The organism is Kitasatospora sp. NPDC088160 (assembly GCF_044741445.1).
In the GTDB taxonomy this organism is placed as follows: Bacteria; Actinomycetota; Actinomycetes; order Streptomycetales; family Streptomycetaceae; genus Kitasatospora.
The window spans coordinates 210531-237306 of record NZ_JBIUSS010000014.1; the positions used below are offsets into that span (position 1 = coordinate 210531).

Genomic DNA, 26776 nt, shown 5'->3' on the forward strand with positions numbered 1-26776 from the left:
CCGCGCCCTGCAATACACCCCAGCCCCCCCCCCCGGACCCCACCCCGGCCGCCCATTCCGCGCGGCCGGGCGGTCCTTTGGGCGGGCCCGTCCACCACGTGGTGCAGGCCGCCGCCCTTCCGCATGATCTCGCCCGAACCCCGAACCCCGAACCCCGGGAGCCGGTAGGCCGGGCCCCTCAGGCCTGCCGTCGTACGGCGATGACCGCCGCACCGAGGACGCACGCGCCGGCGGCGGTGAGGTAGGCGAGGTGGTAGCCGGCGAGCTGGTCCGTGCCGGTCGCGGCGACCAGGACCATCACCGCGACGCCCGCACTGGCGCCGATCTGCTGCGCCACGACGTTCACCGCCCCGGCGACGGCGTGCTGCCGCGCCGGGACTCCGGTGAGCCCGGCGGACGTCATCGAGGGGAAGTTCAGCCCCTGGCCGATGCCGCTGAGCACCAGGCCGGGCAGCACGTACTGCACGTAGCCGCCGTCGTGCGGTGTGCCCAGCCACAGTGCGGCACCCCCGCCGATCAGGACGAGGCCGACCGCCATCAGCGTGCGCGGGGTGAACCGGGCCAGCAGGCGTCCGGTGGCGAAGTTGGCGGTGAGGAACACGGCCAGGGACATCGGCACCAGCGCGAGACCGGACTCGAAGGGGGAGTAGTCCAGCATCCCCTGGAGGTACAGCGGCGCGAAGAACAGCAGCCCGACCGATCCCATGTACTGGAGGAAGGCCGCCAGGCTCGCGGCCCGGACCGACCTGATCCGGAAGAGGCCGAGCGGAAGCACCGGGTCGGCGGTGCGGTGCTCGCGCACGAGGAACAGCACCAGGAAGGCCACCGCGGCGCCGAGGACGATCCACGCCGTCGCGCCGTCGCTGCTCACGCCGACGACGAGCAGGGTGAGTCCGAGCGTGCCCGTGATCGCGCCGGGCAGGTCCAGTCGGCCGCTGTGCCCGGCGCCACCGGGCAGTCCGGCGCGGGTCGCGGCCAGCACGGCGAGCCCCAGCAGCACCGAGAACCACAGCACCGAACGCCAGCCGAAGAACTGGGTCAGTACGCCGCCCAGCAGCACCCCGCCGCTGAAGCTCGCGGCGCCGACCGCCGCGTACACGCTGAAGGCCCGGTTGCGCGCCGGACCGGCCGGAAACGTCTCGGTGAGCAGGGCCAGCGCGGCCGGCCCGGACAGGGCGGCGCCGATGCCCTGGGCGGCGCGCGCGCCCAGCAGCACCGCGGTGTCCGGGGCCAGCGCCCCGACCAACGCGGACACGGTGAACAGGGCGACCCCGACCTCGAACACCCGCCGCCGGCCGAGGACGTCGGCCAGTCGGCCGCCCACCAGCAGGAAGCCGGCGAACGTGACGGCGTAGGCGGTCATGACCCACTGGAGCGTGGTCTCGTCCAGGTCGAAGCGCGCTCCGACCGACGGCAGGGCGGCGTTGAGGACTCCGAGACCGCTCACGTCCAGGGCGAGCGCCCCGGCCAGTACGCCGAGTGCCAGTCCCGGCCGGAGCGCCGGCTTGACCGCGGTGTCGGTGCTGTCGGTGGTATCGGTGGCGTCGGTCATGCGGGCCTGCCGTCGACGTCGCGGCCGGTGGGACCGGCTAAGGAACGGTCGGCATCGACTGACGCCGCATCAAGATTCTCAACTGCCATGGGGGTCAGCTTGCATGGGTCACTCAGCCGCTGTCTACCCCAATCGCGTGCCGGTGGAGCGCGCCTTTCGCGGGGTCGTGCGCCTGTCCCGGCCGGGGCGCGGTGACGCGGGGGCGCTGCTGAGTCGAGGCGCCATTTCGGACCGCCGACAGCTCCAACTCGAACCGGACACTTGGAGATCAAATCTCGCCACTGCCTCAACCGGCCCTCGAATGGCGCTTGTCTCACCATTAACAAACTGGCACTCTGCTGTCCGCCGGTCGGATTAGCACTGACGATCCATTTTGCCTCCATCAGCATACTCGTCGCGCTTGACCAAATGGACCTTGGAGCCCATCGACAGTAGCCGTGCAGGTGAAGAATCCGCGTACGCGATCCTGTCGTCGATGCACCCGCGGACCGATGTGACCCAGAGATGCCCGTGATTTCTCCCGCGGTGAGAGCGAGCTGCGCCGCCAGCCGAAACAGCGGTACACGAACGGGAGTTCTCACTCGCTGTGAACGCGGAGATCGGAAACGCCGATCCCATCCGCATGCCAACCGTCGGCCCCACCCAGGAACGTGATGCGGCGAAGGGGACCCTCCGCGTCATGAGCCGCCCCCGTGTCCGGCTGCCCGGGTGTGGACCGAACCCCCCCGACCGGTCGGCCGTGAAGCTCCACCCGTCCATTCCATCCGCCCTGTTGAGGGAGTCGCCGTGCCCCGAGAGCGCGCAGCGCGAGACATTTCCGCCGTAACGGATTTCCTGCTTTCCCGTGTTGTCGAGCTGTTGGACGTGTCCGCGAGCGCGGTGGACCGCTCGGCGCCGCTGCACCGGTACGGACTGGACTCGCTGAGATCGGTGACGCTCGCGGCCTCGCTGTCCGAGTTCCTCGGCTGGCAGGTCCCGGCCACCTGGATGTGGCAGTACCCGACCGTCGACGGGCTGGCGCGTGCGCTCGTCGACGGTCCGCGTGCCGCGGAGCCCGCCCCGAGTGCCGAGCGCCGCCGCCTGCCCTCGCACGAGCCCGTCGCGATCGTGGGCATCGGCTGCCGGTTCCCCGGCGGGCCGGACCCGTCGTCGTTCTGGCAGCTGCTGGTCGAGGGCGGCGACGCCGTCGGGCCGGTACCGGCCGCGCGACGCGAGCTGCTGAACGACAGGGTGCGCTGGGGCGGATTCATCGACGGCATCGACCGGTTCGATCCGCTGTTCTTCGGTATCTCGCCCCGCGAAGCCGTCCAGATGGACCCGCAGCAGCGCCTGATCCTGGAACTGTCCTGGGAGGCGCTGGAGGACGCGGGCATCGCGCCCCACAGCCTGGTCGACAGCGACACCGGCGTGTTCATGGCCTCCTGTTGGGGCGACTACGCCGCCCTGGCGCACTACCGCGGCCCCGACAGCCAGATCACCCCGCACACCGCGACCGGCATGCACGACGGCATCATCGCCAACCGGGTCTCCTACGTCCTCGGCCTCCAGGGCCCGAGCATGGCCATCGACGCCGCCTGCGCCGGATCGCTGGTCTCGGTGCACGTGGGGTGCCAGTCGATCTGGCTGGGCGAGAGCGACCTGGTGCTGGCCGGCGGCGTGAACCTGAGCTTCGTCTCCGACTACTACACCGCCATGGACGCGATGGGCGCGCTCGCCCCGGACGGCCGCTGCAAGTCCTTCGACGCCCGCGCCAACGGCTACGTCCGCGGCGAGGGCGCCGGCGTCGTCGTGCTCGCCCCGCTGAGCGTGGCACTGGAACGCGACCTGCCGGTGTACTGCCTGATCAAGGGCAGCTCCTCCAACAACGACGGTCTGAGCAACGGCATGACGGCGCCGAACCCCCAGGCGCAGGAGAAGATGCTCCGCACCGCGTACCAGCGGGCGGGCATCGCCCCGTACCTCGTGGACTACGTCGAGTGCCACGGCTCCGCGACGCCCCTCGGCGACCCGATCGAGGCCAACGCCATCGGCGCGGTGCTGGGCGGCGGCCGTACGGAGCCGCTGCGGCTCGGGTCCGTCAAGTCCAACGTCGGGCACCTGGAGGCGGCCGCCGGCATCGTCGGCCTGGTCAAACTCGCGATGTCGATGCGCAACGGCGTGCTGCCGCCGAGCCTGCACTACAGCGCGCCAAACCCGCAGATCATGTTCGACGAGTACAACCTCACCGTCCAGGACCGGCTGGCGCCGTGGCCGCGACGCTCCGACGCCCGCCGGGGCGGCGTCAGCTCGTTCGGGTTCGGCGGCGCGATCTGTCACGTCGCCGTCGAGGAACTGCCGCGCCCCGAGAGCTCGCTGCTCCTGCTGGCCGCGGACTCCCGGGAGGCGCTGGCCGAGCGGGCCCGGGCGCTGCGCGACGAGAGCGACCTGCGCGCGCTCTGCCGCCGGACGCCCGGCGACGGCCCGTTCCGGCTCGCGGCCACCGCCCGCGACATGCCCGAACTCCGCTCCCAGCTGGACGCCTTCGGCAGCGGGGCGACGGCCGCCGGGCTGAGCGTCGGGGAACGGACCGGACGCAGGCCGCGGGTGGCCTTCCTGTTCTCGGGCAACGGCTCGCAGTGGGTGGGCATGGGCCGGCAACTGCTCGCCGGAATGCCCGTGTTCCGCCGGTCCATGATGAAGTCCGACCGGCGGATGCGGGAACTGCTGGGCTTCTCGCTCGTCGAGCAGCTGATGTCCCCGGACGGCCGCATCGACGACATGGACGTCTTCCAGCCGCTGCTGTTCTCCCTCCAGGTCGCGCTGGCCGAAGCCTGGCGCTCGCTGGGGGTGGAGCCGGACGTCGTCGTGGGGCAGAGCGTCGGCGAGTTCGCCGCCTCCCACATCGCCGGCGCGCTCGACTTCGACGACGCCTCCCGCCTGGCCGCCCACCACGGCCGGCTCCTCCAGCAGCTCGCGGTGGGGCGCGGCGAGGGCATCGTGGTGATGACCGCCGCCGACGAGGTCGGGCCGTACCTGACCGGCCGGCTCACCGTCTCCGGCCACAACGGCCTGAACTCCACCCTGGTCACCGGCACACCGCAGGAGATCGACGACCTCGTCCAGCGGCTGACCGCGGCGGGCGTCACCAACCACCGGGTCCGGATGGGCCACGCCCCGCACTCCCCGCTGGTCGACCACGTCCTCGCCCCGCTGAAGGTAGAACTCGACGGCATCAGGCCCCGGACCACCCGCATCCCGATGATCTCGACGGTCACCGGCGAACGCGTCGACGGTGCCGAGCTCGGGCCGGACTACTGGGCGGACAACCTGCGCCGGGAGATCCGGGTGGTCGACGCCCTGACGAAGCTGCGCGACCACGACGTCGACGCGGTGATCGAGATCAGCCCGCACCCCGTCCTGCTCAAGTCGGTGTCGGAGATCCTGACGGCGACCACCCTGCCCTCGCTGCGCCGCGGCGCCGACGAGGCCTCGACCCTGCTCGGCTCGCTCGGCGCCCTGTACACCGCCGGCCTCCCCGTCGCGGCCCACCCCTTCCTCGCGGGCGACCGTGGGCGGCACGTCACGCCCGGCCGGAGCGACGCCGCCGCCGACGAGCAGGTGCACCTCGTCCCTGTCACCGCACGTACGGCCGGCGCGCTGGCCGACACCTGCCGCGAGCTGTCCAACCACGTCGAACGCGACGCGGGCCTGCGGGTCTCCGACCTCGCCTACACGCTCGCCGCCAGGCGCACCCACCACAACCACCGGATCGCCCTGTTCGCCCGCAACCGGCAGGACGTCCTGGACGGCCTCGCCAGGGTCGCCACCGGCCAGCCGCACCCCGACGTCGTCACGGGCACGGTCTCCGGCACCGTCGACCGGCGGGTCGCGCTGGTGTTCTCCGGCGGCGGCACCCAGTGGGTCGGCATGGGCCGCGAACTCCTGCGCTCGCACGCCGGCTTCCGCACCTGGATGACCGCCTGCGACGCCGCCGTGCGCGCGGCCGGCGGCTGCTCGGTGCTCGACCGGCTCGCCGCCCCGGCCGACGAGGCCGGGTACGAGGAGATGGACTTCCAGCAGCCGGTGCTGTTCGCCCTCCAGGTCTCGCTGGCGAAGGTCTGGCTCGGACTCGGCATCCAGCCGACCGCCGTCGTCGGGCACAGCCTGGGCGAGGTCGCGGCCGCCTGCGTGGCCGGCGCGCTGTCGCTGGAGGACGCCGCCCGCGTGGTGGTCGCCCGGTCGCACCTGCTGGAGCGCAAGGCCGCCGCGGGCGCCATGATCTCGGTCGACCTGCCGGAGGCGGAGCTGCTGCCGCGGCTGGCCCCCTACGCCGCGCACGCGGCCGTCGCCGTGGTCAACAGCCCCACCAGCGCGGCGGTCTCCGGCTCGCCCGAAGCCGTCGACGCCCTGGAGGCCGACCTCAAGCGGGACGGGATCTCGACCCGGCGGATCCGGGTCGAACGGCCGGTGCACAGCCCCGGCATGGACCCGCTGCTCCAGCCGCTGCGCGCGGGCATCGACGGCATCACCCCGCTGACGCCCGGCATCGACTTCCACTCCACGGCACTGGCCGACACGGTGAACCCGGTCGCCGACGTCGACTACTGGGTGCACAACCTGCGCAACCAGGTCCGGTTCGCCGAGACGATCGGTGCGCTGGTCGACCAGGGCGTCGGCACCTTCATCGAGATCGGCCCGCACGAGACGCTGCGCGGCGCGGTCGAGGAGATCGCGCTGACCCGTGGCGCCCAGGTGCACGCGATCAACTCCCTGCGGCGCGACGAGAGCGACCTCCGCTGCCTGCTGGGCGCCGCCGCGTCGTTGTACGTCAGGGGCCTGCCGCTGACCTTCGACCCGCTGTTCGCCGACGACGTCGAGGTCGTGGAGACGCCGCTCGTCCAGTGGCAGAAGGACCGCTACTGGATCGACACCGAGCCCCGCCCCGCCCACGCGCCGGCCCCGGCCGTTGAAGCCGCGGCCGCGCCCGTGGCCCGTGTGGTGGAGGAGGAGCAGCCGACGGAGATCCGGCCGGTGGCGGAGGTCGTCCTCGCCGAGCTCGCCGACGCGCTGGGCGTGCCGGTGAGCAGGTTCGACGTGAACGCCAGCATGCTCGACTTCGGCCTCGACTCGATGCTGGCGATCCGCCTCGTCAACAGGCTGCAGTCGCTGTTCGGGCACCGGGTGTCGCCGGTGGTGTTCCTGGACGGCCGGTCCATCTCCGAGGTCGTCGGCCACTTCGTCGAGCTCACCGCCGGACCGGCCGCGCCCGCGACGGCACCGCCCGTACCGTCGGCCGCCCCCGCCCCCGCCCCCGCCCCCGCCTCGGCCCCCGAGGCCGAGCCGGACCGGACGTACCTCGACGAGCTGTCCGAACTGGACGCCGAGGAGCTGGTGGACGAACTGGACGCGCGCGGACTGCTGGAGGCCACCGACGCACCGGCCCTGGACCAGTTGCGCGCCGACGGCCTCGGCCTCGCACTGGCACCGGCCTCGCACGGCCAGGCCTCGCTGTGGTTCATGCAGATGGTCGCGCCGGACGCCGTGCCCTACAACTTCATGGTGACCGCCCGGATCCGGACCGCCGTCGACGAGAAGGCCCTGGACCGCGCCGTACGGGCCGTGATGGAGCGCCACCCCGCGCTGCGCACCCTCTTCGTGGAGGCGGGCGGCAGCCCGTACCAGGTCATCCTGGACGAACCGGTGTACGAGTTCGTCGTGGCGGACGGCACCGACCTGGACGACGAACAGGCCCGCGAGGAACTGGCCCGCTACGGGCACGAGCCGCTCGACCTGGACAACGGGCCGCTGGTGCGGATCGTCCTCATGACGCGCGGTCCGGCGGACCACTACCTGCTGGTGCTCGTCCACCACATCGCGTCGGACGCGGCGTCGGCCGACGTCATGATCCGCGAACTCCAGGAGTTCTACGAGGGCGCCGACCCCGCCGACAGCGCGCCGGTCGTCCCGTACACGGAGTTCGTCGCGTGGGAGCGGCAGTGGCTGGCCGGGCCGGCGGCCGGCGTGGCCCTGGACTGGTGGTCGCAGAAGCTGGCCGACCCGCCCGCCCACCTCGACCTGTCCACCAAGGAGCGGCCGCCGGGCGTCACCTACGAGGGCCGCGACCTCGCCTTCCGCTGGAGCGCCGAAGAGACCCGCCTGCTGCGGGAGTTCGCCGTACGAGAAGGCGTGTCGATCAGCACCGTCGTGCTGGCCGGGTTCTTCGCCACGCTCAACCGCGCGGTCGGCACCGAGGACGCCGTACTGGCCACCGCCATCGCCCAACGCGCCGAACCCGGCTGGGAATCCGCCATCGGCTACTACCTCAACACCGTGCTGGTGCGGGCGAACCCCGCCGGTGACCGCAGCTTCCGCGAGCTGCTGCGCGAGGTCCACGCCTTCTCGCTCGGCCTCCTGGAGCACATGAACTACCCCCTCGACCTGCTGGCCTCCCAGCTGCGGCCGCCGAGGGCCGAGGGGCGCTCCCCGTGGTTCGACGTGGTGGTGAACTGGCTCTCCTCGGACGCGTTCCCCCGGTCCGTCAAGCTCTTCCACGGCATCGGCGACACCATCACGCCCGACGGCGCGCTGCCGCTCGAACCGCTTCAGGTGCGCAGGCACCTCGCCAAGTTCGACCTCGAGATCTCGATGGCCGACATCGACGGCGAGGTGGCCGGCCACGTCCAGTTCAAACCGAGCTACCTGGAAAGGCAGACCGTGACGGCACTGCTCGCGCTGTACCGCACCGTGCTCTTCGACGCGATCACCCAACCCGACCGGGCCATCGGCGACTTCGCGCCGACCGGCCTCCCCGAGGAGACGGACCGGTGACCGAAACCCTGCACTCCGCGTTCGTCGAGCAGGCCCTCAAGAACCCCGACGCGACCGCCGTCTACTCCGACGCCGGCGTCCTGACCTACGGCGAACTGAACGAGCGCTCCCGGGAGTTGGCCGAACGGCTGGTCGCCGACGGCGCGGGCCCCGGCGTCCCGGTCGGCATCTGCGTCGAGCGCACCCCCGACCTGCTCGTCGGCATCCTGGCGGCCCTGCGCGCCGGATCCTGCTACCTGCCGCTGGACCCGAACTACCCCGCCGACCGGCTGACCTTCATGGTCCAGGACAGCGGGACCCGCCTGCTGCTCACCACCCCCGCGTCCCGGGCCAGTTGCCCGCCCGGACCGACCGTGGTCGTGCTGGGGGAGAGCGTGACGACCGAGCCCGGCGCGAAGCCCGTCGCGGTCGTGCCCGGCGACACCGCGTACGTCATCTACACCTCGGGCTCCACCGGCAGACCCAAGGGCGTGGCCGTCCGGCACGGCGGCTGCGTGGCGATGCTCGCCGAGATGGACCGGGTCCTCGACGGCTGCGACCTGAGCGGAGTCTCGGCGGCGAGCTCGGTCTGCTTCGACCTGTCCGTGATGGAGATCTTCAACGCGCTGTGCCGCGGCGGCGCCGTCGTGCTCGTCGAGAGCGCCGTGCACCTGCCGGAGAGCCGGTACGCCGACCGGATCACCCACCTGAACGTCGTCCCCTCGGTCATGAACAGCCTGCTCGACGCCGGAGCCCTGCCGCCGAACGTGCGCACGGTCGTGTTCGGCGGCGAGGCCCTGCGCCGCAAGCTGGTGGACCGCACCTACCGGGAGACCGGCGCCGACCGGGTGTTCAACGCCTACGGCCCCACCGAGGGGACGGTCTTCTGCTCGTTCGGGCCGGTGCCCGAGGACGGGACCGACGAACCGACGATCGGCCCGCCGACGACCAGCGACCGGGTCTACGTGCTCGACGAGCAGCTGAAGCCGCTCCCGGCCGGTGAGCCCGGCGAGCTCTACCTCGGCGGCGCCGGCCTCGCGCACGGCTACGTCAACCGGCCGCGCACCACGGCCGAACGCTTCGTGCCGGACCCGTTCCGCAACGGCGAGCGGATGTACCGCACCGGGGACGTCGTCAAGTTCACCGACGGCGGCGAACTCCGCTTCCTCGGCCGCACCGACCACCAGGTCAAGCTGCGCGGCTACCGCATCGAGCTGGAGGAGGTCGAGGCCCGGCTGACCGGCTGCCCCGAAGTCCGGGAGGCCGCCGCCGTCGTCCGGGGCAACCGGCTCGTCGGCTACGTCGTGCCCGCCGGCGACGACGCGCCGCAAGGCGGCCCCCGGCTGGACGCCGCGCTCCAGAGCGCCGTCACCGGCAGGCTCGCCGTCGAACTGCCCGACTACATGGTGCCCGCGACGCTCGTGGTCCTCGCCGCCCTTCCGCTGGGGCCGGGCGGAAAGCTCGACCGCAACGCGCTGCCCGAGCCGCCGGCCGCCGACAGCGGCGGGCCCCTGACGGCCGCCGGCACGCCGACCGAGGTGGCCCTGTCGGAGATCTGGGGCCAACTGCTCGACCTCGAACCGTCGAGCATCGACGTGCAGTCCGCCTTCTACGACCTCGGCGGGGACTCCCTGCTGCTCATCCGCCTCGCCCGGCTGATGACCCGGCGCTTCGACCGCCGCGTCCGGGTGCCCGACCTCTTCAGCTTCCGCGACATCTCCTCCCTCGCCCGCTGGCTCGACGACGAGAGCGGCGCCACCCCCGAGGCGGTCCAGTCCGCCCGTGCGCGCGCCAACACCCGTCGGGCCGCGCTGCGCGGCCGCGGCGGCGCCACCGGCCGCTGAGCCGCCGACGTCTGCGTACAGCGGCCGCTGAGTCACCCTCACTCGAAACGAAGCAGGAGCCTCCCCATGACCGACAACCCCGAGCAGGACTACGACCCGGGCGACGTGGCCGTCATCGGCATGTCCCTGCGGGCGCCCGGAGCCCGCACCAAGGAGCAGTTCTGGGACAACCTCGTCCACGGCCGGGAGTCCGTGTCGTTCCTGGCCAAGGACGACATCCACGTCGACGAGACCCTGATCCACAGCCCGTTCTACGTGCGGGCCTGCGGCGTGCTCGACACGTACGACAAGTTCGACCCGTCGGTGTTCGGCATCAGCGACCGGATGGCGGCCGCGATGACCCCGGAGAACCGGCTGTTCCTGGAGAGCGCCTGGGAGACGCTGGAGGACGGCGGCTACGACCCGGACCGGCTCAGGGCCGAGATCGGCATGTACGGCGCCAACAACCCGCAGACCGCCGCGCTCTACAGCTCCCCGCCGGACCGGGTGTCGGTCGGCCCCGAGGCGATCGAGGCCAGCCTGGCGTGGTCGCCGGACACCATGACCTCCAACGCGCTGTACTACATGGGGCTCATCGGCGAGGCCGTCACCGTCGCCGCCGTCTGCGCGGGCTTCCACTACGCGGTCCACCTGGCCTGTCAGTCGCTGCTGCTCGGCCAGACCGACCTGGCGATCGCCGGCGGCGCGATGGTCCGCCTGCCGCACCCGCGCGGCCACCTGTGGGAGGAGAACCGCATCCTGTCGAAGGACGGCCACTGCCGCCCGTTCGACGCCAACGGCACCGGCACCGCGCTGTCCAGCGGGGTCGTCACCGTGCTGCTGAAGCCGCTGGGCCACGCCGTCGCCGACCGCGACCACATCTACGCCGTGGTCAAGGGCTCGGCCGTCAACAACAACGGCGTCAGCGCGATGGCGTACGGCCTGGCCCAGCCCGAGCGGCTGAGCGCCTGCATCGCCAACGCCATGGAGGTCGGCGGCGTCACCCCGGACACGGTGTCCATGTACGAGGCCAACGGCCTCGGCCTGCCGATGACCGACGAGCTCGAAGTGCACGCGGCGACCATGGCGTTCGGGAAGCAGACCGCGACCACCTCGATCGGCGGGGTCAAGGGCAACGTCGGCCACGGCGGCGTGGTCTCGGGCGGCTTCGGCGCGATCAAGGCCGCGCTGGCGCTGCACCACAAGACGCTCCCGGCGACGATCAACCTGACCGAGGTCAACCAGGACCTCGACTTCCCCAGCACCCCCTTCGTGCCGCAGATCGAAGGGGCGCACTGGGAGCCGGAGGCCGGCATCCGCCGCGCGGGCATCACCTCGATCGGTGGCGGCGGCTACAACGCGCACCTGCTGCTGGAGGAGGCCCCGACGGCCGCCGGACGCGCCCCCGAGGACGAGGGCCGGCCGCGGCTGGCCACCCTGTCCGCCCTGGACGACGACGCGCTGGCCCGCCAGCGCGCGCGGCTCAAGGACCGGCTGGAGGCCGACCCCGACCTGCGCCTGGACGACGTCTGCTTCAGCCTCAACCTCGGCCGCAAGGTGATGGCCCGCCGGTGGGCGGCCGTGGTCCGCAGCCGCGCGGAGCTGATCGCGGCGCTGTCCGACGACGCCGCCCGCGGCCCCGCCACCACGACCGCCGCCGCCCCGCAGGCGGACCCGGGCTCCTTCTCCCGCTTCTCCCGCAACGACAACGGGATCGTGCCGTCCGGCCAGGACGCGCGGGCGCTGTCCGAGCTGGCCGCCGCCTGGGTGACCGGCCAGCAGGTGGACTTCGAGGCCCTGCACCTGGGGGAGGCCAGCCGCCGCGTGCCGCTGCCCACCTACCCGTTCCAGCCGCGCCGGTTCTGGCGCACGGACTGGTGACCATGAGCACGCCGGCACCGGACACCGTGGACCTGGGCGACCCGGCCACCTTCGCGGACCACGACCTCGACGGGTTCTGGCGCACCCTGCGGGACACCGCCCCGATGCACTGGAACCCGCCCGTCGACGGCCGCCGGGGGTTCTGGGTGCTCTCCCGCCACGACGACATCATGGCCACCTACCGGGACAACGCGAACTTCACGTCCGAGCGCGGCAACGTGCTCGTCACGCTCCTGGAGGGCGGCGACGCGGGGGCCGGCCGGATGCTGGCCGTCACCGACGGGCCCCGGCACCACGAACTGCGCAAGATTCTCCAGCGGGTGCTCTCGCCGAGGGTGCTCGACGAGGTCGCGCGGACGGTCCGGGTCAACACCCGGCAGTGGATCCGCGAGGCCGTCGAGTCCGGCGGCTGCGAGTTCGCGGAGGAGATCGCCGGCCGGATCCCGATGACCACGATCTCGAACCTGCTCGGCGTGCCCGAGCAGGACCGGGACTACCTGCTCGGCCTGACCAAGACCGCGCTGTCGGCCGAGGACGAGGACGTCGACGAGGTCGACTCCGAGATGGCCCGCAACGAGATCCTGATGTACTTCCTGGACGTCGTCGAGGAGCGGCGCGAGTCCCCGGGCGACGACGTGATCAGCATGCTGATCGGCAGCTCCATCGACGGTGTGCCGCTGTCCGACGAGGACGTCGTGCTCAACTGCTACAGCCTGATCATCGGCGGCGACGAGACCAGCCGGCTGACGATGATCGACTGCGTCCACACGCTCGCCGCCAGGCCCGAGCAGTGGCGGCGGTTCAAGCACGGCGAGGTCGCGGTCGAGACCGCCGTGGACGAGGTGCTGCGCTGGGCCTCTCCCACGATGCACTTCGGGCGCAGCGCCGTACGGGAGACCGAACTGCACGGCGTACGGCTGCGCCCGGGCGACATCGTCACGCTCTGGCACGCCTCCGGCAACCGGGACGAACGGGTCTTCGCGCGGCCCGGGGTGTTCGACCTCGGCCGCACCCCCAACAAGCACCTGGCCTTCGGCTACGGCCCGCACTTCTGCGTCGGCTCGTACCTGGCCAAGGTGGAGATCGCCGAACTGCTCACGGCCCTGCGGGACTTCACCACCGGGTTCGAGCAGACCGAGGAGGCGCTGCGGATCCGGTCCAACTTCCTGACCGGGTTCTCCACGATGCCGGTGCGGTTCGAGCCCGACCACCGCGGACTGAAAGAGGTCGACTGATCCGGATGAACATCTACATGTCAGGACAAGGGGGATTCGCGGTCGCGGTCGCGGAAGCCCTGTCGGACGACGGGCACAAGATCGTCGGCGCAGCCGCCCCCCGGCTGCGCAAGGGGAAGTCCGACGAGGGCGACGCGATGTGCTGGGACCGCCTGCGCTCCTGGGCGTACCACAAGGACGTCCCGTGGACGGACTCGGCCGAACTGCGCGCGCGGCACATCCCGGACGGGGTGGACATCATCGTCGCCGCGCACTCGCACGCCTTCCTCGGCCGCCAGACCCGCGCCCGGGCCGCCGTCGCCACCATCGGGTACCACCCCAGCCTGCTGCCGCTGCACCGCGGCCGGGACGCCATCCGGTGGACGATCCGCGACGGCGACAAGGTGACGGGCGGAAGCGTCTACCACCTCACCGAGCGCACGGACGCGGGCCCGCTCGCCGCCCAGGAGCACCTGTTCGTGCCTCCGGGCTCGACCGCGCAGAGCCTGTGGCGCGACCACCTGGCGCCGCTCGGCGTGCGACTGCTCCTGAAGGTGGTCGCCGACCTCACCGCGGACCGGCGGATCGAGGTTCCGCAGGACGAGAAGCTGGCCACCTGGGAGCCCGCGATGGGCGCGCCACCGCTGTTCAAGCCCGAACTCATCGCGCTGCCCGGAACGGTGCAGGTCGACAGCAGCAAGTGGGCCCTGCACGAAGGGTGACGGCCAAGTGGCCTCTGGAACCGGTGCCCCGCACACCACACGTGTGCGGGGCACCGGGCCGGTGGGTGAACCCGGCACCGGACTGGACGCCGAGTCCGTCGTCGGAACTCGACAGCGTGAACGTGTACACCAGGGACGGCGATTCCGAGCGCCCCCCGCGTACCTCTGCACCTTCACCGCGAAGGAGTCCCGACCATGCGGAAGTTCATCATCGACCTGGCCGAACGCACCGTCGCCACCTACGCCGTGGCGTTCCTCGGCCTGCTGCTGGCGGACGGATTCGACCTGACGTCGATCGGCGCGTTCAAGGCGGCGGCCGTGGCGGCACTGCCGGCCGCGCTGGCCGTGGTCAAGGGAGTGGCGGCGACCTTCGTCGGCGACCCGAACTCGGCGGCCCTGCTGGCCCGCCCCCACGAGTGACCGGCCCGGCCGGGTGCGCTAAGCCGGGAACTCGCCCTCGCGAACGGCCGCGACAAAGGCGCCCCATACGGCGGCGGGGAAGGCGACAAAGCCTGCCCGCTCCAGGTGCTGGACGTCCTCGCCGCCGAGCGTGACGGTCATGAAATGCGGACTGGGCTGCTCGCTTCCCTGCACGGTCAACGACAGCATCCGCCGCTTGCGCGGGCGCTGGATCCGGGAGGCCACCGCTACCTCCACCGGGGACGGGACTTGAGCGTCACCGTGGTCATGCGACCACTGTCGGCGCGACGCTCTGCGCGAGACCACCGGTAAACTGACGCCCGATGCCGACAACCCGCCATACTTCACCGCTGCCCGCCGATGCAGACGAGGAGATCCTGAAAGGCGGTGCCTGGCTGCCGCACGGCTTTCAGCTCGATCCACACAGCCACGTCCACGGTCAGCTGGTCTACGCCGCCGCCGGCGCCTTGGTCACGGCGACGGAGCGCGGCACGTGGGTCGCCCCGGCGGACCGGATCACCTGGACGCCTCCGCGCTTTGCCCACTCGCACCGCTTCTACGGGCAGACCGACGTACGGCTGGTGTCCGTCCCACTCGACTTGTGCGCCGTGCTCATCGATCACCCCAGCGTCTTCGCGGTAAGCCCGTTGCTGCGCGAGGCCCTTCTGGCGCTCACCGACGAGCCAGAACGGCGGCCTGGCGCCCACCGGCGCCTGCTCGCCGTGATCGTGGACGAGTTGGCCGACGCCGCCGAGACCTCCCTCCACCTTCCCGAAGCGAGCGACGACCGGCTGCGCGCCGCCACCGACCTGCTGCGCGCGGACCCCGCCCGGCCTTGCACCCTGGCCGAGCTCGGCCAGGCGGTGGGAGCCAGCGAGCGCACGCTCAGCCGCCTGTTCCACGCCGAGCTGAGCATGAGCTTCCACCGCTGGCGGACCACGCTGCGCATCCACCACGCCTTGGCGCACCTGACCGACGGGATGACGGTGACGGAGACCACGGTCGCGTGCGGATGGTCCAATCCGTCCACCTTCATCGACGCCTTCACCGAAGTCGTCGGCCAGACCCCCGGCCGCTATCGGGCCGGCCTGCGCTTCCACGCGCGCTAGCCCCCACCCGGGCGGTTCGCGCTGGTCAGGTGCACAGCGCGCGACGCCAGAGCCAGCTTGGCGGGTTTCCGGTATCGGGTGTCGACTTACCAGTGGTTCGCGGCCCGCCGGGTCTTCCATAGTGGACAGCGAGCGAGCGCCGGCCCTCCGACCTCACGGCCGCCGCCGCGACGTACGCGCTCGGCGCGTACCGACCACTGCACGGATCATGAAGGGCTCGCACGCATGACTGAGACACACGACGACACGGCCGTCGTCATCATCGGGGCCGGCGTCGCCGGTCTGACTCTCGGCAACTTCCTGCTGCGCAACGGCGTCGACTGCGTCGTGCTGGAGAAGCACCCTCGCGCCTACGTCGAGAAGCGCCAGCGCGCCGGAACGATCGACACCTTCGGCGTGCGCCTCCTCCGCGAATGGGGCCTGGAGGAGGTCCTCGCAGGCGACCCCATCCCGTACAGCGAGGGCGGCTTCTACATCGACGGCCACGCGATGCCGATCGACGTGGACGAGGACAACAACGAGAGCCTGTACTGCCCGCAGCAGGTCCTGGTGCGCAACCTCACCGAGGTCTTCCTCCGCGAGGGCGGTGACCTGCGCTACGAAGCCGCAGACGTCACCCTGGAAAACCTCACCCAGGGCCACCCCGTGGTGCGCTACCGGGACGCCGACGGTGCGGCGCGAGCCGTCGACTGCGACTTCATCGCCGGCTGCGACGGCTTCCACGGCGTCTCCCGCCGCTCCATCCCCGCCTCCGCGCTGACCGAGTACTCCCACGAGTACGGCTACTCCTGGCTCAGCGTCCTGGCCGCCACCGAGACCAAGCCCTCGGGCATGGCGATCCACGAACTGGGACTGGCCGGGATGATCCCCCGCGGCCCCGAAGCCAGCCGGATCTACTTGCAGTGCGCGGTCGACGACACCCCCGAGCAGTGGCCGGACGAGCGGATCTGGAGCGAGCTGGAGGCCCGCTTCGGCACGCCGCCCTCGCGCGGGCAGATCCTGTCCAAGCAGATCGTTCCGCTGCGCAGTGTGGTGTTCGACCCGATGAGCTACGGCAGCCTCTACCTCCTGGGCGACGCCGCGCACATCGTGCCGCCGATGAGCGCCAAGGGCATCCACCTCGCTCTGCACGACACCGAGGTCTTCGCCCGCGCAGTGATCCGCCACGCCAAGGAGGGCGACTCCGGCCTCCTCGACAGCTACTCGCAGACCTGCCTGCCACACATCTGGAACTACCAGGCGTTCGCCACGTGGATCACCGACACCATGCACAACGCGGGCTTCACCGGCTACGAGGGCGAGTTCAAGAAGCAGATCGCCCGCGCCGAGCTCCAGCGCCAGTTCGCCTCCGAGTCGGCAAACAAACTGTTCAGCGAGCTGACCGCCGGCACCAACTAGGGCGTGAAGGTCCGGGTCGGGGCGCGGGGGAGGAGCCGCGCGCCCGCGACACGCAGGGAACGCTACGTCGACGAACGGGCCCTTCCCGATAATGCAGGGGCCGCGCCCCCGGGCCGCGCACGTCCCCGTTCCCAGGAAGGCGCACGACCATGGAAGGCTCCTCCTCGACCGCGCTGGCCGACATCGCGACCATCCTGCTGATCGGGCTCGCCCTGTCGCCGCTGCGCACTCGCCTGCGTCAACCGGTGGTGGTCGGCGAGATCGCGGTCGGGGTGATCCTGGGGCCGAGCGTCCTCGGGCTGCTGCCGGGCGACCTCCCGCACGTCCTCTTCCCGCCCCAGGTCCGTGAGCACCTGTCGGTGATCGCCCAACTGGGCATCACGCTCTTCATGTTCGCCGTCGGCTGGGAACTCGACCTGAAGCAGCTGAACGGGCGGGTCCGCACCGTGGTGGCGGTCACCGCGGCGTCCGTCGCCGTGCCCTTCGCTTTCGCGGTCGCCCTGGCGGCCGTCCTCGTGGCCAGGTGGCCCCGCCTCATCGGTACGGAGACGTCCCCCGTGCTGCTGGCCGTGTTCCTGGGCATCGCGCTGTCCGCCAGCGCGCTGTCGGTGCTCGCGCGCATCGTGGGGGAGAACCAGCTGCAGGCGACCCGCACCGGGGCCATGGCCACGGCCTGCGGGGCGCTCACCGAGATCACCGCCTGGTGCGGCGTCGCCTGCATCGCCTCCGTGGCCCGGAGCGGCGGCTCGGACCACGTCCTCCTCTCGCTCGCCGAACTCGCCTGCTACGCGGCGGCGATGGCCTTCGCGATCCGCCCGCTGCTGCGGCGCCTGCTGCGCCGGCCGGTCCGCGCCGACGGACATCCCCTGCTCGTCCTGCTGACCCTCGGCAGCGGGATCCTGCTGTCCGCGTGGACCACCTCGTGGCTCGGCATGCACGCCGTGATCGGCGCCTTCGCCTTCGGGCTGGCCATGCCGCGCGACGCCGCCGAGGAACTGCGGCACGCCGTCGAGGCGCCGATGCGCCACGCGGGGGCGCTGCTGGTGCCGGTCTTCTTCGCGCTCACCGGGCTGTCCGTGGACATCGGCGGGCTGGGTTCCGGAAGCCTGGTCGCGGTGGTGGTGTTCCTGGCCGTCACGTGGGGCGGCAAGTTCGCCGGCGCCAGACTGGGTGCCCGGCTGATCGGCGTGCCGCGCGGTGAGGCCACGACGGTGGCGGTCCTGCTCAACACCAAGGGCCTCGGCGAGGTCCTCATCCTGACCCTGGGCCGTGACCTCGGCATCATCGGCGACCGGCTGTTCACCGTTCTCCTCGTCACCGCCTTCGCCGCGACCCTGCCCGTCAACCCGCTCGTGCGGCGCCTCATCCGTGCTCCTGATGCCGCTTCTCCGGTCGGCGCCGTCGCTCTGCCCCGTCAACAGCAGGACGCCGCCGCGAGATCGGGCATCGAGGAGGCCAGCGGCGCGTGACGCACCGCGAGACCCGGAGCACCGGTGGGGTGGACACTTCCTGCGCCTGTCCGACCGGCATCACCGCTGAGATGACCTCCGGTGTCTCAATGAAGTCTCATTATTAGCCGTTGCCTGGCGGCGGTTCTCGTGTCTCCGGCTACGTCGGCAGGTGGCGGTAGACCGTCGCCCGGGAGACTCCGAGTGCCGCCGCGATCTGCTCGGCGGTGCGGCCGGCCGCGTGCAGGCGCCGGGCGGTGTCGACCATCGCCGGGCTCATCGCGCTCGGTCGGCCGCGCCGCTCACCGCCGACGCGCCCAGGGCCGGCGGCGGGCGGTTCGGGGCCGTCCAGCAGCCGGTGCACCCCGGCCAGGACGCAGGCGCGCAGGTCCTCGGGCGGGGCGTCGGCGAGCAGGATCACCGGGTCGGAGAGCATGGCGATCGTCTGGGCGGCGCGCACCCGGGCGACGAAGTCCGGGTGGGGCCCCGCCACCAGGACGTTCGCGCGCATCATCCCGTCGCGGAAGCGCGTGAAGCCCGGGCCCGAGAGGCCCGGCGCCGCGTCGTACAGGCTCATCCGCAGCAGGTCGCGGTGGCGCAGCCAGACGTCGAGCAGCCCCTCGATCGCCGCCCAGCGGACTGCGGCCGGATCCGGCGGGCCGGTGGGCGCCAGCGCGGCGTCCAGGTCGTCCAGCATCGGTTCGATCAGCGCGCCGAGGATGTCCGCCTTGCTGGGGAAGTGGTACAGCACCGCGGCCTTCGTCACGTCCACCCGCTCGGCGATCCCGCGTACCGAGGTGGCGTGGTAGCCGTGCGCGGCGAACTCCTCCAGGGCCACCGCAAGGATCCGTGCCCGGGTGTCGGGGTTCTCGGCAGTCATACGGGGAGCCTAGTCGCTGCCCCTTGCCTGACCAGCGGTCAGGGCGTAGCGTCAAATTACTGACCGATGGTCAGTCCGGGAGCGCCGACGCGACCGCTGACCGGCGACGGCTGCCGCGAGTCGGCCTGACCGCGATCAGGCGATGACACGCGATCAGGCGATGACAGAAGGAGCGTCCATGAACGCCTCGACCAAGACGGCCGATCGCACCGTGCTGATCTCCGGGGCCGGCATCGCCGGACCGACGCTCGCCCACTGGCTGGCCCGCCACGGCTTCCAGCCGACCGTGGTCGAGCGGGCCGCGGCCGTACGCTCCAGCGGCAGCCCGGTCGATGTCGCCGGTCGCGCGATGGAGGTCGCCGAGCGGATGGGGATCAGGGACCGCCTCCGTGCGGCCGCCACCCAGGTGACCGGTGTGGGCTTCTACAACGGCGCGGGCCGCCGGGTCGGCAGGATCGACCTGCGGGGCCTGTCGGGCGCGGCCCGGGCCGACACGGTCGAGCTGCCGCGCGGCGATCTCGCCGCGATCGTCCACGAAGCGAGCCGGGACGACGCCGAGTTCGTGTTCGGCGACTCGATCGCGAGCCTGAGCCAGGACGAGGCGGGTGTCGACGTCACCTTCGAGTACGGCCGCCCCCGCCGCTTCGCCCTGGTGGTCGGCGCCGACGGCCTGCACTCCGCCGTCCGCCGGCTGGCCTTCGGCCCGGAGTCCGGGTTCGTCCGCCACCTGGGGATGTACGTGGCCACCATGCCGTTGGCCGGGGCGGCGGGCGACCTGCGGGAAGTGGCGATCCACAACGCGCCGGGCCGTGCTCTCTGCGTGCATCCCGGATGCGGCAGGCCGTTGGCCGCGTTCATGGTCCGGTCCGCCGCCGTGCCGGACTTCGACCACCGCGACACCGAGCAGCACCGGCGACTGCTGACCGCCGCGTTCGCCGGGATGGGCTGGCGCGCGCCCGAGGTGCTGGCGCAGGTGCGCGAGAGCGAGGAACTGTACTTCGACGCGGTGAGCCAGGTCCGGCTGCCGCAGTGGTCGCGGGGCCGGGTCACGCTGCTCGGCGACGCCGCGTCCTGCGTGTCGCTCTTCGGCGGCGGCTCCAGCCTGGCCATGGCGGGCGCCTACAGCCTGGCCGATGCCCTGGCCGCCGATCCCGCCGACCACCGCGCGGCCCTGGCCCGCTACGAGGCCGCGCACCGGGGGCTGGTGGACCAGGCCCGGCAGTCCGTACGAGCGGCCTTCGCGCTGCTCGTCCCGGCCGGCCGCGGCGGCATCCTGGCCAGGAACCTGGCCACTCGGCTGTCGCCGGTCGTGCTCGCGACAGCCCGGGCCGGGAGTGTGCTCAAGTCCCGTGCCACACGCGGGGATTACTCATGACTGGGCCCGATCTTCCCTCGTTCGGCCGGCTGCGCGCAGGCGGCATCGTACGAGTGGACATCGCAGGCCGCCTGGCCGTCGTCGACCACTTCGAGGACGCCGTCACCACCGTGGCGGCAGCCGGTGTGAACCGTTCGTGGGGGACCGGCCGTATCCACCGGTGAGGTGGCGACCGGGCGATGTCGCCCAGTCAGCTCGTGCCTGGTGCGGCCGTGTTGGCGGGGGGCGGCGGTGTCACGGCGCGGGACCGTGCGGCACCGCGCGTCATGTCCCGGAAAGCTCGTCACCGGCCCTCGCCGCCCATCGATTTCGGAGAAACTCCTTTGCGCAACAGCAGGTTCACCTCGGTCCTCCTGGCCGGCGTCACGACGCTGGCGGCCCTCGCCGTCGGCGTCGGCCCGGCGGTCGCCGCCCCGTCCGAGCCGGTCGACGTCCCGTCCGACCCGGCCGCCGTCACCGCCTTCCCGGACGCCTTCCCGGGCGCCTTCCCGGGCGACCAGGACGTCGAGGTCTTCGCCGAGGACGGCGCCATCAGCCGGACCAAGGTCCCTTCGGCGTCCCCCTTCGTAGCCGAGCAGTCCATGAGCGTGGACGCCGCCGGGGCCGCTGCCGGGGACGGCGCCGTCACGAAGGTCGTCAACAACGGGAGCACGGACAGCAAGCTGGACGTGGTCATGATCGGCGACGGCTACACGGCCTCGGAGCAGGACAAGTTCCGCAAGGACGCCGCGGCGAAGTGGAAGGACATCAGCGCCGTCGAGCCCTACGCCACCTACCGCAAGCTGTTCAACGTGTGGGCCGTGGGCGCGGTCTCCGCACAGTCGGGGGTCTCCGGGGACCCGAAGCAGAACACCGTCCGCAAGACCGCCCTCGGCTCGCACTTCTGGTGCAACTCCATCGAGCGGCTGCTGTGCGTGGACGTCAAGGCCGTCGACGCCTACGCCGCGAAGGCCCCGCAGGCCGACCTCGTGATCGTCGTCGCCAACACCGCCAAGTACGGCGGCGCCGGCTACGGCAGCACCCAGTCGCCGCTCGGGTACGAGGGCATCGCCACCGTGGCGGGCGGCAACGGCGCGTCCGGGCAGATAGCGGTGCACGAGACCGGCCACTCGCTGGGCAAGCTCGCGGACGAGTACTGGGCCGACGGGGCGGGGCCCTACCAGGGCGCGGAGCCCGGGCAGCCCAACATCACCACCCTGAGCGCCGACCGGATGCGCCAGGACAAGACCAAGTGGTACCGCTGGCTCGGCAAGACCTCGCCCGACGGCGGCAAGGTCGGTGCCTACCAGGGCGCCAGCAACTACCCGTCCGGCCTCAACCGGCCGACCGACAACTCGGTGATGCGCTCGCTCGGCCGTGAGTTCAACCTCCCCGGCCGCGAGGCGATGATCGCCGGCTTCTACCGGCGCGCCTCCACCCTCTCCAGCGCCACGCCCGTCACCACCCGGCTGACCGCGACCGACCGCCTCACCGTCGACCTCCCGGTCTCCGGCACCAAGCTGCGGTGGTACCTCGACGGCAAGGAGGTGACGGCCCTGCGCGACCGCAAGACGATCGCCGTCTCCGACCTCGGCCCCACCGGCCCTAAGCCCGCCGCCCACGAGCTCAAGGCCGTCGCGAACGACCCCACCTCGGCCGTCATCGACCCGGCCCTGACCCCGGCGCTGACCCGCAGCCTGGTCTGGAGCGTCACCCGCTGACCACGGGGCGTGGCCCGTCGTGCCCGGCCCGTCGTGTCCGGCCCCTCCTGCCCGGCCGGGACGGGAGGGGCCGCGCCCACGGCGGAAGCCGCACCGGCCGGAGGTCGCCCCGGCCGGGCCCGCACCGGCAGGGGCCCGCGAGGCCCGGCCGGTGCTCGGCCCGGCCTTCATGCCGACGGCGATCTACCATGGCTGGGAAGGCTTCGTCTCCAAGCCCGCGCCACAGCGGCGGGGAGGTCGGCATGGCGTTCGACACGACGGGGTTCGAGCAGGCGGACAGCGGCCGGTACCTGCCGATCTCTGAGCACGGCCTGATCGGCGACCTCCGGACGACCGCCCTGGTCGGCACGAACGGCACCATCGACTGGTACTGCTGTCCGCGCTTCGACGCGCCCAGCGTGTTCGGGGCCATCCTCGACGCGGACCGGGGCGGATCGTTCGAGCTGGCCGCGGACGTCCCGACCCGCACCCGGCAGTTCTACTTCCCCGACACGAACGTGCTGATCACGCGCTTCTTCGCCGCGGACGGCGTGGCGGAGATCCAGGACTTCATGCCCGTGGCCGACGAGTCGCCCGAGGTCGCCCGGCACCGGCTGATCCGCCGGCTGGTCTGCGTCCGGGGAATCCTCCCGTTCCGGGCGCGGATCGCCCCGCGCTTCGGCTACGGCGCCGAGGCGCACACCGTGTCCCTCGAAGGCCACGTCGCGGTCTTCCGCTCCCCGTCGCTCACCCTCGCGCTGACCGCCACCGCGCCGCTGGAGACCGACGGACTGGACGTGTGGTCGCACTTCAAGCTCCTGGAGGGCGACTCCGTCGTGTTCGCCCTCGACCAGATCGGCGACGACGTCCCGGCCCGGTCGTGTCCGCGCGCCGAGGCGGAGGAGCAGTTCGAGGCGACCGTCCGGTTCTGGCGCCACTGGCTGGCCGGGTCGCGCTACCAGGGGCGGTGGCGGGAGATGGTCCACCGCTCCGCCCTGCTGCTCAAACTGCTCACCTACGCGCCGACCGGCGCGATCGTCGCCGCACCCACCACCAGCCTGCCCGAACAGGTCGGCGGCGAGCGCAACTGGGACTACCGGTACATGTGGGTCCGCGACGCCGCCTTCTGCGTCTACGCGATGCTGCGCCTCGGGTTCACCTCGGAGGCCGAGGCGTTCATGGGCTTCCTCTTCGAGCGCATGCGCGACACCGCCGCGAACGGCCCGTTGCAGATCATGTACGGCATCGACGGGCGCACCGAGCTGCCCGAGTACGCGCTGCCGCACCTGGAGGGCCACCTGGGCTCCGCACCCGTCCGGGTCGGCAACGCCGCCACCGGCCAGCTCCAGCTGGACATCTACGGAGCCATGATCGACTCCATCTACCTGTACGACAAGTGGAGGCAGCCGATCAGCAGCGACGGCTGGGAGGACGTCGGCATGGTGGCGGACTGGCTCTGCGACCACTGGGACCAGCCCGACGAGGGCATCTGGGAGACCCGCGGGGGCCGCAGGAACTACGTGTACTCGCGGCTGATGTGCTGGGTGGCGCTGGAGCGGGCGATCCGGATGGCGAACCGCCGCGGCCTGCCGGCCGACCTGCCCCGCTGGCGGCAGACCCGGGACGCGATCTACCACCAGATCATGCGGCGCGGCTGGTCGAGCGAGCTGGGCGCGTTCGTCCAGTCCCTGGACGACGGCGAGCTGGACGCCTCGCTGCTGATGATGCCGATGGCCAAGTTCATCTCGCCCACCGACCCCAAGTGGCTCTCCACCCTGGACGCGCTCACCAAGGGCCTGGTCTCCGACTCCCTGGTCTACCGCTACAACCCGGCCACCAGCCCGGACGGCCTGAGCGGCTCGGAGGGCACCTTCTCGATCTGCTCCTTCTGGTACGTGGAGGCACTGGCCCGCGCCGGCCGCCTGGAGGAGGCCCGGCTCGCCTTCGAGAAGATGCTCACCTACGCCAACCACCTCGGGCTGTTCGCCGAGGAGATCGGCCCGACCGGCGAGCAACTCGGCAACTTCCCGCAGGCCTTCACCCACCTGTCGCTGATCAGCGCGGCCTTCAACCTCGACCGCGCGCTGGGCTGAGATTGCGTCAATTCGGCTGAATCCAGCCCCTGTTCGGCTCCCTTCCTGCTCCTGTCCGGTTCCTCTCCGGTTCCCGTTCGGGGGGAACGAGCAGGTCGCGGATGAGCTGAGGTGAATGGCGACATCTTGTCGGCCCACATCCGTTGACGGCCCCAGGCGGCACTGCAATGCTCATGACCAAACCTGCGCAACATCTGAGCAGTGCCATCACCCTGTCATCACGGAAAGGGCCCAACCCTCATGCGCCGTACCGCTGTTGTCATGATGACCACGCTGCTGGCCTCCGCCGCGGCACTCACCGTCCCCGCCGCCGCCCAGGCCGCATCCGCCGCCGCGCGCCAAGCTGCGCCCGCCACCGCCCAGGCGGAGCAGTCGAGTTCGGGCGCGTCGCTGGCCGGCGGGTGTAACGCCATCGCCACCGGCGGCGGCCAGGTCATCGGAACCTGTACGGACATCAGCCCCCTGCAGATCTGGCGCGTGCAGGCGCAGTGCCAGTACTACGTCAACCACACCGGCCCGTACATGCGCATGGCGATCGGCGGAGCCGTCGTCGGCAGCGGGATGAGCACCGCCATGTGCAACTTCGGCGACACCGTCATGTTCCCGCAGGTCGTCTTCCTCGGGACGGTGCCGCCGCCGGTCTCCGGGCCGCAGGGCCAGATCAGCGGCTACGCGAGCAAGTGCATCGACGTCCAGGGCGGCGAGAACAAGAACGGCACCGCGGTCCAGATCTACGACTGCAACGGCACGAACGCCCAGAAGTGGACCGTCGGGGTGGACGGGACGCTGCGCGCCCTGGGCAAGTGCATGGACGTGCAGGGCGGCGGCACCGCCAACCACACCATGATCCAGCTCTACGACTGCAACGGCGGCGGCGCCCAGCAGTGGAAGGCCCAGTCCGACGGCTCGCTGCTCAACCCGCAGTCCGGCCGCTGCCTGGACGACCTGGGCTTCGCCACCAACAACGGCAACCAGCTCGGCATTTGGGACTGCAACGGCGCCGACAACCAGAAGTGGAACCTCCCGCACTGATCCCCCACCCCTCGGCCCGGCCGTGATCTCCCCCACGGCCGGCCCGACGGGGCCCCTCGAATCCCACCTCCGGAGCCACGGGGTCCGGAAGCTGGATTCCCGCTGACAGCTCGGCTGCTGGTGGCCGGTGGTCCCGTTGTGCGGCATACCGCACAACGGGACCACCTCTTGTCGGCCACAAATAGTCTCGCCTATAAGCCAGTTGCCCACGCTGGCGACGGGGGTGTCATACCCCGACCTGGAGGTCGACACCTTTCCGAAGGAGGGATCCATGCGTTCGATTGAGTCCGTCGAACTGGGCAGTAGGGGAGCTTCGCGTGGGCATCATGGCGGTTTCCGAAGACCCGGATGTCTCCCCAGAGATCACACCATGGGTCCGGATCCGGGCCCATGACTGACCGAGCACCAGAACCAGCGGGACGCGACGGAATGTTCCAAGGCCAACCGGACATTCCCGTCGACCAAGGACCACGCGAACGTGGCACACGGGACGAAGGAGCAGCACCACAAAGTCCTGGCCTCCACCGACGACGGCATCCCCCTCAACTGCCGGGAGAGCCGGGAGCCGTCGCCCAGGTAGCGAGCCGACCAAGATCCCCCTGATGCCGACAACCCCCACCCGGAGGCGCGAGGCCGAAAAGGCCTGATTCTTCTCCTGGGCCGCCGCCCCAGAACTATCCCCACAAGCGCGGGGCCGACTGCTGCTGAACGAGGAGGCGCGCCGCGTCACAGTTCTGCAGATCACCAGCCTCTCCTGACTGCTTGCGTGGCTGTGCCCCACTGGCCCTGCTCAGTGGGGCACAGCCGTGTCCTGGTCTACGCGGGGAGGCCTTGGGCGGACGCGGACGCGGACACGGCTATCGGCTCGACAAGCCGGCACGACCCCGAAGCAATGACGTGCGGCGTGGTCTGTACCAATGATTGCAGCAGCCATTGCCGATCTGGCTCGCCACTGCGCCCGGCGGCGCCCAATCACTGTGTGGCCGCGATTGCGTTTCCGCAGGTCGTGGCACCTTTCGTGGCTGCGCCGCCAGTGCGCGCCGCGCACTCACTCGGGCGGGTGAACCCCAGGTCACAACCTGGTCATGTCGATTGCGAGAATCGCAACGCGACTGTACGGTCGCAGCATGGATGCCGGACTGATTGAACGCGTGCGTCAGGTCATCGGCTCAACGGGTGAGACCCAGGCCGTCATGGCGGAGCGCATCGGAATCTCCCCAGACAAGCTGTCGAAGTCGCTTGGCGGGAAACGCCGCTTCACCTCCCTCGAACTACTGAAGTTGAATTCGTGATGTCGGTCTGAGATCTGGTCAGCCATCCATGATCAGGCCGGTGGTGGCGAGGCATCCGTCGATGAGGTGAGG

18 protein-coding genes are annotated in these 26776 nt (G+C 71.6%); 15 read left to right on the forward strand and 3 right to left on the reverse strand.

Features of this window, described 5'->3' with window-relative positions; genetic code table 11:
- Window positions 1-178 precede the first annotated feature (178 nt).
- Window positions 179-1552, reverse strand: a complete 1374-nt coding sequence (locus ACIOGZ_RS23270; RefSeq protein ID WP_400987044.1) for an MFS transporter — start codon at window positions 1550-1552, stop codon at window positions 179-181.
- A gap of 786 nt (window positions 1553-2338) precedes the next feature.
- On the opposite strand from ACIOGZ_RS23270, the gene ACIOGZ_RS23275 reads away from it, so the two are divergent.
- The 6 genes from ACIOGZ_RS23275 (at window position 2339) to ACIOGZ_RS23300 (ending at window position 14398) form a co-directional block, all read left to right on the forward strand.
- Entirely contained in the window at window positions 2339-8359 is a 6021-nt protein-coding gene (locus ACIOGZ_RS23275; RefSeq protein ID WP_400987046.1) for an acyltransferase domain-containing protein, read from the forward strand.
- Window positions 8356-10182, forward strand: a complete 1827-nt coding sequence (locus ACIOGZ_RS23280; protein WP_400987048.1) for an amino acid adenylation domain-containing protein — start codon at window positions 8356-8358, stop codon at window positions 10180-10182. Before ACIOGZ_RS23275 ends, ACIOGZ_RS23280 begins: the two co-directional genes overlap by 4 nt.
- A 66-nt stretch (window positions 10183-10248) precedes the next feature.
- Window positions 10249-12042, forward strand: a complete 1794-nt coding sequence (locus ACIOGZ_RS23285; protein ID WP_400802992.1) for a beta-ketoacyl synthase N-terminal-like domain-containing protein — start codon at window positions 10249-10251, stop codon at window positions 12040-12042.
- Window positions 12039-13277 (forward strand): cytochrome P450, encoded by a 1239-nt coding sequence (locus ACIOGZ_RS23290; RefSeq protein ID WP_400802989.1) that lies wholly within the window; start codon window positions 12039-12041, stop codon window positions 13275-13277. The genes ACIOGZ_RS23285 and ACIOGZ_RS23290 overlap by 4 nt, the downstream gene beginning before the upstream one ends.
- A gap of 5 nt (window positions 13278-13282) precedes the next feature.
- Window positions 13283-13978: a formyltransferase family protein gene (locus ACIOGZ_RS23295; protein ID WP_400802987.1), complete on the forward strand. Its 696-nt coding sequence runs from the start codon at window positions 13283-13285 to the stop codon at window positions 13976-13978.
- A 195-nt stretch (window positions 13979-14173) separates the two neighbouring features.
- Window positions 14174-14398, forward strand: a complete 225-nt coding sequence (locus tag ACIOGZ_RS23300; protein ID WP_063346317.1) for a holin — start codon at window positions 14174-14176, stop codon at window positions 14396-14398.
- Window positions 14399-14416: 18 nt separating this feature from the next.
- Here ACIOGZ_RS23300 and ACIOGZ_RS23305 read toward each other — a convergent pair whose 3' ends face one another.
- Complete coding sequence (locus ACIOGZ_RS23305; RefSeq protein WP_400987050.1) at window positions 14417-14623, reverse strand: hypothetical protein; 207 nt, start codon at window positions 14621-14623, stop codon at window positions 14417-14419.
- A gap of 98 nt (window positions 14624-14721) precedes the next feature.
- Here ACIOGZ_RS23305 and ACIOGZ_RS23310 point away from each other — a divergent pair, with 98 nt between their 5' ends.
- The 3 genes from ACIOGZ_RS23310 (at window position 14722) to ACIOGZ_RS23320 (ending at window position 18374) form a co-directional block, all read left to right on the forward strand.
- Window positions 14722-15507: an AraC family transcriptional regulator gene (locus tag ACIOGZ_RS23310; protein ID WP_400987052.1), complete on the forward strand. Its 786-nt coding sequence runs from the start codon at window positions 14722-14724 to the stop codon at window positions 15505-15507.
- 225 nt (window positions 15508-15732) lie between these two features.
- Complete coding sequence (locus tag ACIOGZ_RS23315; protein ID WP_363588783.1) at window positions 15733-16905, forward strand: 4-hydroxybenzoate 3-monooxygenase; 1173 nt, start codon at window positions 15733-15735, stop codon at window positions 16903-16905.
- A gap of 149 nt (window positions 16906-17054) precedes the next feature.
- A complete protein-coding gene (locus ACIOGZ_RS23320) occupies window positions 17055-18374 on the forward strand; it encodes a cation:proton antiporter (RefSeq protein WP_400987054.1) in 1320 nt (439 codons plus the stop codon).
- Window positions 18375-18513: 139 nt separating this feature from the next.
- On the opposite strand, the gene ACIOGZ_RS23325 is transcribed toward ACIOGZ_RS23320, so the two are convergent.
- The gene (locus ACIOGZ_RS23325) at window positions 18514-19233 is read right to left on the reverse strand and encodes a TetR family transcriptional regulator (protein ID WP_363588779.1); all 720 of its coding nucleotides are present in this window, start codon (window positions 19231-19233) and stop codon (window positions 18514-18516) included.
- A 178-nt stretch (window positions 19234-19411) separates the two neighbouring features.
- Between ACIOGZ_RS23325 and ACIOGZ_RS23330 the strand changes: the two genes are divergently transcribed.
- From ACIOGZ_RS23330 to ACIOGZ_RS23355, 6 genes are all read left to right on the forward strand, one after another.
- Entirely contained in the window at window positions 19412-20608 is a 1197-nt protein-coding gene (locus ACIOGZ_RS23330) for an FAD-dependent monooxygenase (protein WP_363633463.1), read from the forward strand.
- Entirely contained in the window at window positions 20605-20772 is a 168-nt protein-coding gene (locus ACIOGZ_RS23335; protein ID WP_400987056.1) for a hypothetical protein, read from the forward strand. Before ACIOGZ_RS23330 ends, ACIOGZ_RS23335 begins: the two co-directional genes overlap by 4 nt.
- Before the next feature lie 159 nt (window positions 20773-20931).
- Complete coding sequence (locus tag ACIOGZ_RS23340) at window positions 20932-22308, forward strand: M64 family metallopeptidase (RefSeq protein ID WP_363621531.1); 1377 nt, start codon at window positions 20932-20934, stop codon at window positions 22306-22308.
- A 242-nt stretch (window positions 22309-22550) separates the two neighbouring features.
- Complete coding sequence (locus tag ACIOGZ_RS23345; protein ID WP_400987058.1) at window positions 22551-24380, forward strand: glycoside hydrolase family 15 protein; 1830 nt, start codon at window positions 22551-22553, stop codon at window positions 24378-24380.
- A 261-nt stretch (window positions 24381-24641) separates the two neighbouring features.
- Window positions 24642-25412: a ricin-type beta-trefoil lectin domain protein gene (locus ACIOGZ_RS23350; protein ID WP_400987060.1), complete on the forward strand. Its 771-nt coding sequence runs from the start codon at window positions 24642-24644 to the stop codon at window positions 25410-25412.
- Window positions 25413-26539: 1127 nt separating this feature from the next.
- Window positions 26540-26704: a hypothetical protein gene (locus tag ACIOGZ_RS23355; protein WP_400987062.1), complete on the forward strand. Its 165-nt coding sequence runs from the start codon at window positions 26540-26542 to the stop codon at window positions 26702-26704.
- Window positions 26705-26776 lie beyond the last annotated feature (72 nt).